3 protein-coding genes are annotated in these 2,519 nt (G+C 68.1%); 2 read left to right on the top strand and 1 reads right to left on the bottom strand.

Annotated elements, in window-relative coordinates; all coding sequences use genetic code 11:
* Positions 1-882 (top strand): hypothetical protein (locus tag QZV81_RS07125; RefSeq protein WP_292834925.1); only part of this gene is annotated, 882 nt, incomplete at its 5' end.
* A gap of 51 nt (positions 883-933) precedes the next feature.
* Here the strand turns inward: QZV81_RS07125 and QZV81_RS07120 are convergent.
* Complete coding sequence (locus QZV81_RS07120) at positions 934-1,431, bottom strand: hypothetical protein (RefSeq protein WP_292834922.1); 498 nt, start codon at positions 1,429-1,431, stop codon at positions 934-936.
* A gap of 74 nt (positions 1,432-1,505) precedes the next feature.
* On the opposite strand from QZV81_RS07120, the gene QZV81_RS07115 reads away from it, so the two are divergent.
* Entirely contained in the window at positions 1,506-2,402 is an 897-nt protein-coding gene (locus QZV81_RS07115; protein ID WP_292834919.1) for a hypothetical protein, read from the top strand.
* The last annotated feature ends 117 nt before the right edge of the window (positions 2,403-2,519 follow it).

Genomic DNA, 2,519 nt, shown 5'->3' with positions numbered 1-2,519 from the left:
ATCGTCCCAGCGGGCGAGGGCAGCCGCGACGGCGTCAGCAAATGGGCGTCCAGCGACGGCCGCGCCGAGTGGAGCGTGAACGACCGCGAGCGGGTCAAGCGCGGCCTGCCGCCCGTGGATGAATGGCGCCGTCGTCACGAGCCTTGCGCCACAACCCCGGCGATCGTCGCGCAAGTCATCGACGTGCACGGGCTGTCGCCGTACGTCGCCGGGTCGGCGCTTGGAGCGCTCCGTGAGCCGCTGCTGGCACGCGACCGGGCCGCCTCGCCCACGGCCGCGTTTCTCGCGGCCCAGGACGCCGCTCCGCGGCCGTGGGCATGGGTCGGCGACGCCGAGCGGGAGGCGCTCCGCCGAGCGGTCGACCGTGCACGAGCAACCGTCGAGCCGCGCCGGTGCAAGTCCGGCGCGTGCGCATGGTGCGGCGTCGCCACGTCGATCGGCTGGCGGAGCAGTCCCGAGAAGTGGAGCGACCGCACACCCGCGCCGCTCTGTCGTGCGTGTGCGGTCGTCTGGGATCGTCGCAGCCAGCCGCTCGACCGCGACGGACTGCGCGCCGCAGCGCTCGAAGCACTGTCCGGCGCCAACGGCATGGGAAGCGACGGTCTCGGCATCCGCGCCTACGCCGACGTCGCGGGCGAGGACCACAACGGCACAGCGACGCCGTGGGCGTACGCGCCCGACGCCTTGGCGGAGGTCGCGGAACGCGCGCGCATGACGTGGCCGGGCTCGCTGGCGTCGGGGCTCCGCGACGAGTACCTCGAGAAAGTGTCGGCGGCCAAACGCGAGGCATGGGCAGCGCTCGCCGCCGAACGGACCGCCGCCGAGCAGGCACGCCTGCAGGCCGAGGCACACGCCGCCCGCGAGGCCGGCTGGCCGGTGTGAGACGCGAGCCCCCGCGAGGTCACGACCCGATCCCGCGGGGGCTTGTCGTCGTCAGATCGGCTCGCCGTTCTCGCCCAGTGCGATCTCGTCGCGGACGACGTCGAGGTCGATGACGTCAGCCTCGAGGATTTCCTCATGGCCCGAACGCCGCACGATCTCATCGACGAGGCGCTCGAGATCGGCCTCGCCGGGCGTGATCTCGAACCGCTGCGGAGCGTCCAAACCGTCAAGCTGCGCGGCACGCTGCGACACAGCCACAGCAGCACGAAGCGCGCCAGGCCGACCGGCCTCAGCGTCGCGGGCAGCCAACGGCCACAAGTACTCGAGGCGCTCACGCCACAGCGATCGGAGATCATCCGAGGACTCGATCGCTGGCAGTTTGCCCACGTAGTTCCGCACCGCGCGCATGGCGTTCTGGGGCGACGAATAGCGCGTCGCCCCGGCGATCGTGGCCCAGTCGGCGCCTCGCACACGCATGGCCCACGCGTCGGCGACCCGCTGGTGGTACTTGGCCCGGTTCCCGTGTGTCTTGAGAGTGTCATCTGCCATTTTTCAAGGATACCCCGGCAGGTATAGCGGGCAGTCATTCAGGGCTTGTCTGAAGTCAGCGGTACGGTTCGGTCATGGGAGATGACGGGGACTATGCAGGGTTCCGAAGTGGGCCGATCGAAGACTCCGCTGAGAGCGACGCCGTGGAAGCGCTCCGCGCGCGGCTCGCGATGGTGCCTGACGCGATCGCTCGCTGGGTCAGAGTCGCTAGGATCCAGCCAAAGGCCGGGTCTCAGCTCGCGCTGGATGATGAGATTGGGTGGCAAGGCCTAAGCGATGGGATCTATTTCCACCTGAACCACGCCGCAGATGCGTTGAACTCGCTCACAGTACTCATCCCACCCACCGGGCCGCTCACCATGCCGCTTGTGGCGCACTACGCGGTCGCGCGCTCCGCGCTGGAGGCGGCATCGCTCGCGCTGTGGATCCTCGCACCGGACGACGCTCGCCTGCGCGTTGAGCGCCATGTCCGCAATGCGTGGCGCGAAGTATGCGCGGAGGCGGAAATGAATAGAGTCGTGATAACGGTCATCGAGCACGACCGGTTACTTGGTTCGGACGCGATGCTCGACCGCGTCCGCAAGCAGAACAAGGCTTGGAAAGAGAAGCACGTCGCTCAGATTCGAGCCGCTGCGCACCGAATCGGCTTCGATGATCCGACGGAATCGAATCACTACGTGGGATTCGCAGAGATCGTGCGCGAAGCCACGGTCGCCACCGATGTGCGTGGCGCGGTCGGAGAAATCGTCTGGCGGCAGATCAGCGGGCTCAGCCATCCATCGATAATGCGGTCGCTGCGCGCGATGGATCATGAGGAGATCGTCGATCACGGGGACGGCACGCGCAGTGCGCTGTTCACTAGCAACGCGGGTACAGCCAAGGACGCCGTGGAAGCGGCACTTCTGGCGTTCAAGACCGCAGTCGCCATCTTCGGGCATCGGAAGGTCAAGCCTGGCGATCCTGCGAGGTAGGTGAAGACCTCAGGGCAGCCCGGTCGCGGAGACCGGGCAAGGTTCCATCTACTACGCGAGAAGCGCCGTAGCCCGATCGTCTCAGACCGCAGAAACTCAGCGGGACGGGCAGCGTTG

Source organism: Microbacterium sp. (genome assembly GCF_011620665.1).
In the GTDB taxonomy this organism is placed as follows: domain Bacteria; phylum Actinomycetota; class Actinomycetes; order Actinomycetales; family Microbacteriaceae; genus Microbacterium.
This window is presented reverse-complemented; position numbering and strand designations above follow the sequence as displayed.

Bases quoted from the DNA above. Each gene is read 5' to 3' on its own strand.
- QZV81_RS07120 (WP_292834922.1), bottom strand. From the start codon at position 1,431: ATGGCAGATGACACTCTCAAGACACACGGGAACCGGGCCAAGTACCAC.
- QZV81_RS07115 (WP_292834919.1), top strand. From the start codon at position 1,506: ATGGGAGATGACGGGGACTATGCAGGGTTCCGAAGTGGGCCGATCGAA.